The following is a 6502-nucleotide window of genomic DNA, read 5'->3' as shown; positions in this document are numbered from 1 at the left end:
GAGGAGGAGGTGATCTGGTCGCTGCGGCCGCCCTTGGGGGCCTGGACCGCCTCGGCCTTGGTGATCTTCCCGCCGGCGACGGTCACCCGCACCTGGACCGGCCCGTACTGCGTCTGTGCCACGCTGCCGGTGAGGGTCTGCGCCTGGGCCTGGCCGCCTCCCGAACCCGCGGCCTGCGAGGAACCGCCCCCGGCCGGAGCCTTGTCCAGGGCCGACTGGAGGGACTTCTTGTAGCCGGCGCTCGTGTACGTGGCGCCCGACACCGCGTCGATGTCCGCGTTTCCGGCCGCGACGGCCGCCTGGTTGAGGCGGGGGACGGAGGAGGAGGTGATCTGGTCGCTGCGGCCGCCCTTGGGGGCCTGGACCGCCTCGGCCTTGGTGATCTTCCCGCCGGCGACGGTCACCCGCACCTGCACCGGGCCGTACTGCGTCTGAGCGACATCACCGGTCAGCGTCTGCGCGTCGCCGGCCCCCTGCTGCGCTCCGGCCGACGCCTTCGCCTTGTCCAGGGCCGACTGGAGGGACTTCTTGTAGCCGGCGCTCGTGTACGTGGCGCCCGAGACCGCGTCGATCTCGGCGCTCTGCGCCGCGACCGCCGCCTGGTTGAGGCGCGGCACCGAGCTGGCCGTGATCTGGTCGCTGCGGCCACCCTTGGGCGCCTGCACCGCCTCGGCCCGGGTGATCTTGCCGTTGCTCATCGTCAGGCGGACCTGCACCGCGCCGTACTGCGTCTGCGCCGCGTCACCGGTGACCGCGCCGTTCACGCCGCCCTGCGGTGCCTGCCCGGCCGCCGCGGGCGGCGCCTGCCCCGCCGCCTGGGCGGAGCCCGGGTCGGAGGCCGGCTTCAGGGACAGCAGCAGCACGATCCCGGAGACGGTGGCTGCGCCGGCGAGCACGGCGCGCCGGACGGGGTGAGACTTCCTCATCGTTTCCCAAACTCCAAAAGGGCCATTGGTGTCCCGTCGCTCACATCTCGAACGACTCGTGATGGATACGGCGGGCGGGTACTCCCGCGCCGCGCAGTGCCTCGTAGACGGACTGCGCGAAGCCGGGCGGCCCGCACATGAACACGTCGTGGTTGTCGATGTCCGGGATCTTCCGCTGGAGGGACTCGGCGGAGATGTCGGGGCGTTCCCCGTCCGGGCTGTTGACCGCGTACATCAGCCGGGCGCCGCGCTCGTCGGCGATCTTGGCGAGCTCGCCCCACAGCGCCAGGTCCTGGGTGCTGTTGGCCCGGTAGAGCAGCGTGATGTCACCGGACGCGCCCGGCAGTGTCTCGAACAGCGCCCGCATCGGGGTGATGCCCACCCCGCCGGCCACCAACAGCACCTTGCCGCGGCTGCGCCGCTGCGCGGTCATCGCCCCGTACGGGCCCTCGGCCCACACCCGCGTGCCGGGCGTCAGTTCGCGCAGCCGGGAGGTGTGGTCGCCGATCGCCTTGACGGTGATCCGCAGCATGTCCGGGCGGGGCGCCGCCGACAGGGAGTAGGGGTGCGAGCTGAAGCGCATGCCCGGCGCCATGAACCGCCAGCGGAAGAAGTGCCCGGCCTCCGCGCCCATCCGGTGCAGCTTGCGCCCGCCGATCAGCACGGACACGATGCCCGGCGTCTCCTCGATGACGGCCTCGACCCGCATGCGGTGCCGCAGGTTCAGCCGGATCGGCGTGAGGATCCGGTACCAGACGACCAGCGCGGTCACCACGCCGTACAGCCCGTACCAGAAGGTCTTGGCCGCGGGCTCGACGGCGAACTCGTTGCCCGTCGTGATCTGGTGCCAGAACGTCAGGTACACCGCCGCGTACGTGAGCAGGTGCACGTGGTACCAGGTGTCGTAGCCGATCAGGCGGCGCACCCCGCCGATGGACAGGATCCCGATGAGGAACAGCAGGCCCGTGCCGATGGCGGCCTTGCCCATGTCCGGCAGCTGGTTGATGGAGTCGGTCGTCTGCTGGACGATGTCGCCGAGCCCCTTGCCCGCCTGCAGGGCGTAGCCCCACATGATCAGGAAGACATGGGCGAGGACCAGGCAGAGCGTGTAGCGGCCGGTCATGGCGTGCCAGCGCGCGACCCGGTCGGTGCCCACCCGGCGCTCCAGCGCGGGCACCCGGGCCATCTGGAGCACCACGAGCGCCATGAGGTACCCGGCGAGCAGGCCGGTTATGCGGCCCGCCGCCAGGATCTTGGCCGAGGTGTCCGCGAGGGACGGTGTGTTGTCCCACCACAGCCACAGCACGGCCGCCGCACCGGCCCACAGGGCGATCAGCAGCGGGACGGCCGGGGAGCGGCGCGGGCGGATGCGGCGCATCGTCTGGCGGCGGGCGGCACGTCCGCCTGCGAGCGTGGTGGTCACGGTTCCTCCGTGGGGACTTGACCCTTGGCCCACAGATACGTGCCGCGGCACGGGAGTGTTCAGCCGGGTGCCGAGTCGTGTGCGAACAGCAGTGACCGTTGGTAACACTCACGCGGCCGACGACCCCTCAGAGGCGCGTGACGGCCGTGCTTCCGCTGAGCGTCCCCACGGCGATGTGCGGACGCCGCGCGGGGTCGGCCCAGACGAGGATCCGCCGCATCGCGTCCTCGGACACGGAGACGCAGCCGGCCGTCGCCCCCCGCCCGTGGACGTGCAGGAAGATGCCCGCGCCACGCCCTCGGACGGGACGCTCGTAGTTGAAGCCGATGACGAGCGCGTGCGCGTACTGCGTGCGATAGGTGATCAGGTGCTCCGACTCGGCGGCCCGGCAGTCAGCCGCGCGCGGCTCGGTCCAGCGGTTGTAGGAGCGGGAGTCGTTGTCCTGGCACCACCAGGACTCCTGGCGCACCCGGCGGTACCTGTACGCCGTCCCGCGCGGCGCGGCCTCGATGCCGAACGCGTACGGCAGGCCGTAGAGGCCGGTGGGGGTGGTGTTCGTGCCCTGCTTGCGGGACGCGCCCTCGACCAGCCCGTTCGCCCCGAAGCGCGCGGGCGCGGAGCCCTTCTTCACCCAGCGCCCGCCTCCGTCGCGGTCCCACCAGGCGACCGTGCCCGTCGTCGAGGCCCCTTTCGGAGCCACCGCGGTGATCAGCTGGGTGCCGCCACCGGTGTCCGCCATCCGGGCCGGCAACGGTGGCGCGGGGACGGGCGGCCCGGCGCCGAGCACCACGAGGGAGGAGACGGCGAGGACGACGGCACCGGGGCGCATGCCTCAGACGGTAGAGGGAGGCAGCGGCAACGGCAGCCCGGGAAGTCCGTCCAGGCTGGTGGCGATGTACTCCTTCTTGGTGAAGTAGGCGCTCAGTGAGGCGTCGTCCTCACGGGCGAACCGCTTGCCGTGCAGATCGCGGTCCGTCTCGTACGCCATGAATGGCACGCCGTAGCCGCAGGTGTCGCGGACGTGTTCGGCGGTGACGACGATGATCGCGCGCAGGCCGTGCGGCGTCGGGTCGATGTCCGGGAAGTGCGTGAGCAGTTCCGCGAAACGGGGGTCGTCGCGGAAGACCGGTTCACCCCTGCCGTGCACCCGGACGATGTTCGGCGGGCCCTGGAAGGCGCACCACATCAGGGTGATCCGCCCGTTCTCCCGCAGATGGGCGATGGTCTCGGCGTTGGAACCGGCGAAGTCGAGGTAGGCCACGGTGAGTTCGTCGAGGACGACGAAGGAGCCCGTGAGTCCCTTGGGGGAGAGGTTGACCGTGCCGTCGGCGGCCAGCGGGGCGGTGGCGGTGAAGAAGACCGGCTGCGCCTCGATGAAGGCGCGGAGCCGGCCGTCTATGCGCTCATAAGTCTTTCCCATGTCGAACAGTATGGGCGCAGGTATTTCGACTGTCTAAAGAATTGCGGGATCCGGTCACCTCTGCCGGATCCCGCGTGCGGGCGTCGCCGTGGCCGCCCCGGCCGGCGCTCCCACGGGGCGGCCACAGCGCCTGTCACCTCACTTGGTGAGTGTGCAGGCGGCGAGGGAGTCCAGGCCCTGCGGCTTGGCGGCGGTGCGGCCGATGGCGGTGGCGATGCGGTTCACGGTGGAGACGCGCTTGTCCTTGAGCGGGCCGAGGATGGCGTTCTGGACGAAGTTCGGGCCGCCCTGGCCGACGGTGTCGACCAGGCGCTTGTTGGCTTCCTGGATCTGCGTGTTGAGCAGGGTCAGGTTGCGGTCGACCTCGGCCTTGGCGGAGGCGGGGACCGCCGGGAGCTTCGACTTGACGTCCGGGCACGTGATCGTGCCGACGGCGGCGTTCCCGCCGTTGCCCGCGTTACCGGCGTTACCGGCGTTACCGGCGTTACCGGCGTTACCGGCGTTACCGGCGTTACCGCCCGTCTGCGGCTTGCCGGCCGCACCGCCGCCCGCGTTCGTGCCCGCGCCGTTGAGTGTGCAGGTGGCGAGGGAGTCCAGGCCCTGCGGCTTGGCGGCGGTGCGGCCGATGGCGGTGGCGATGCGGTTGACGGTCGCCACGCGCTTGTCCTTGAGCGGGCCGAGGATGGCGTTCTGGACGAAGTTCGGGCCGCCCTGGCCGACGGTGTCGACCAGGCGCTTGTTGGCCTCCTGGATCTGCGTGTTGAGCAGGGTCAGGTTGCGGTCGACCTCGGCCTTGGCGGAGGCGGGGACCGCCGGGAGCTTCGACCTGACGTCCGGGCACGTGATCGTGCCGGGGCCCGCGAGTGTCCGGGCCTCGGCCCCATTGCTCTTGGACGTCTCCCCGGCGAGGGCGAATCCGGCGATCACCGTGCCGGACAGCGCCACCGCGGCGGCGCCGCCGATGAACGTGACGCGACGCTTGTTGTACTTCGGAAGAGCCCTGGACATGCGGATGCCTCACTAGGGGGTCGGGGGGTTCGTCGGTCGAAACGCGGCGCCTGCGTTCGGCGAGAGGTACGGGTAAGCGGTTTCCCGTGTTCAACGGATCTTCAAATTCTTTCTCGCGCCGTCCGGATTCCGGCCCCCACCTCGAGGTCGATTGACGAATCATGCATGACTCTGCATACTCATGCATGCCGATCGCGGCCCGGCGGGACCTCGCGCAAGCAGTAGCGTGACGACCGCCTCCCCCGTGCGGGGAAGCGGTGGCACATCCACACCCACAGAGGAGCGCAGCAGGTGAGCAGCAACAGCGGTGACGTCCGGCTCTGGGGCGGTCGTTTCGCCGACGGTCCCGCCGAGGCCCTGGCGAAGCTGTCCGCGTCCGTCCACTTCGACTGGCGGCTCGCGCCGTACGACATCGCCGGTTCGCGCGCCCACGCGCGCGTGCTGCACAAGGCGGGTCTGCTCACGGACGACGAGCTGACCCGCATGATCGCCGGGCTGGACCAGCTGGAGGGCGACGTCGCCGACGGTTCCTTCGTGGGCACGATCGCCGACGAGGACGTCCACACCGCCCTGGAGCGCGGCCTCCTGGAGCGCCTCGGCCCCGACCTCGGCGGCAAGCTGCGCGCGGGCCGCTCCCGCAACGACCAGGTCGCCACCCTCTTCCGGATGTACCTGCGCGACCACGCCCGGATCGTCGGCGGTCTGATCGCCGAGCTGCAGGACGCGCTGATCGGCCTCGCCGAGGCCCACCCGGACGTGGCCATGCCCGGCCGCACCCACCTCCAGCACGCCCAGCCCGTCCTCTTCGCCCACCACGTCCTGGCCCACGTCCAGTCCCTCTCCCGGGACGCCGAGCGGCTGCGCCAGTGGGACGCGCGCACGGCGGTCTCGCCCTACGGCTCGGGCGCCCTGGCGGGCTCTTCCCTCGGACTGGACCCGGAGGCGGTGGCGAAGGACCTCGGCTTCGAGCACGGCAGCGTCGGCAACTCGATCGACGGGACGGCTTCCCGCGATTTCGTCGCCGAGTTCGCCTTCATCACCGCGATGATCGGGGTCAACCTCTCCCGGATCGCCGAGGAGATCATCCTCTGGAACACGAAGGAGTTCTCCTTCGTGACCCTGCACGACGCGTTCTCGACGGGCTCGTCGATCATGCCGCAGAAGAAGAACCCGGACATCGCGGAGCTGGCCCGCGGCAAGAGCGGCCGCCTCATCGGCAACCTGACGGGCCTGATGGCCACCCTCAAGGCCCTCCCGCTCGCGTACAACCGCGACCTCCAGGAGGACAAGGAGCCGGTCTTCGACTCCATCGACCAGCTGGAGGTCCTGCTCCCGGCCTTCACCGGCATGATGGCCACCCTCACCGTCCACCGCGAGCGCATGGAGGAACTGGCCCCGGCAGGCTTCTCCCTCGCCACGGACATCGCCGAGTGGCTGGTCAAGCAGGGCGTCCCGTTCCGCGTGGCCCACGAGGTCGCCGGCGAGTGCGTGAAGGTCGCCGAGGCCGAGGGCAAGGAACTGGACGAGCTGACGGACGAGCAGTTCGCCAAGATCTCCGCCCACCTGACCCCCGAGGTCCGCACGGTCCTCAACGTCCCCGGCGCCCTGGCCTCCCGCAACGGCAGGGGTGGCACGGCCCCGAGCGCGGTGGCGATCCAGCTGGGAGAGGTGAAGGCGGACGTGGCGGCCCAGCACGCCTGGGCGACGGCACGTCAGCAGGCCTGA

General features: G+C 71.0%; 6 protein-coding genes. 1 reads left to right on the top strand and 5 read right to left on the bottom strand.

Features of this window, described 5'->3' with window-relative positions; translation table 11 throughout:
- The 5 genes from ACFY9E_RS33875 to ACFY9E_RS33855 form a co-directional block, all read right to left on the bottom strand.
- On the bottom strand, positions 1-926 hold a 926-nt coding region (locus ACFY9E_RS33875), incomplete at its 3' end, for an FMN-binding protein (RefSeq protein WP_390990718.1).
- A 40-nt stretch (positions 927-966) separates the two neighbouring features.
- Positions 967-2349 carry a ferric reductase-like transmembrane domain-containing protein gene (locus ACFY9E_RS33870; RefSeq protein WP_390990716.1) on the bottom strand — a complete coding sequence of 461 codons (1383 nt, stop codon included), beginning with the start codon at positions 2347-2349 and terminating at the stop codon, positions 967-969.
- A gap of 127 nt (positions 2350-2476) precedes the next feature.
- The gene (locus ACFY9E_RS33865) at positions 2477-3178 is read right to left on the bottom strand and encodes a L,D-transpeptidase family protein (RefSeq protein ID WP_390990713.1); all 702 of its coding nucleotides are present in this window, start codon (positions 3176-3178) and stop codon (positions 2477-2479) included.
- A 3-nt stretch (positions 3179-3181) separates the two neighbouring features.
- The gene (locus tag ACFY9E_RS33860) at positions 3182-3769 is read right to left on the bottom strand and encodes a pyridoxamine 5'-phosphate oxidase family protein (protein ID WP_390990710.1); all 588 of its coding nucleotides are present in this window, start codon (positions 3767-3769) and stop codon (positions 3182-3184) included.
- 138 nt (positions 3770-3907) lie between these two features.
- The gene (locus ACFY9E_RS33855) at positions 3908-4777 is read right to left on the bottom strand and encodes a hypothetical protein (RefSeq protein WP_390990707.1); all 870 of its coding nucleotides are present in this window, start codon (positions 4775-4777) and stop codon (positions 3908-3910) included.
- Positions 4778-5068: 291 nt separating this feature from the next.
- Between ACFY9E_RS33855 and argH the strand changes: the two genes are divergently transcribed.
- Positions 5069-6502, top strand: coding sequence for an argininosuccinate lyase (gene argH, locus ACFY9E_RS33850; protein ID WP_390990704.1), 1434 nt, complete (start codon positions 5069-5071; stop codon positions 6500-6502).

The organism is Streptomyces sp. NPDC012466, assembly GCF_042955215.1.
In the GTDB taxonomy this organism is placed as follows: domain Bacteria; phylum Actinomycetota; class Actinomycetes; order Streptomycetales; family Streptomycetaceae; genus Streptomyces.
Note: the sequence above shows the minus strand (reverse complement) of the source record. Positions and strands in the feature narration are given on the sequence as shown.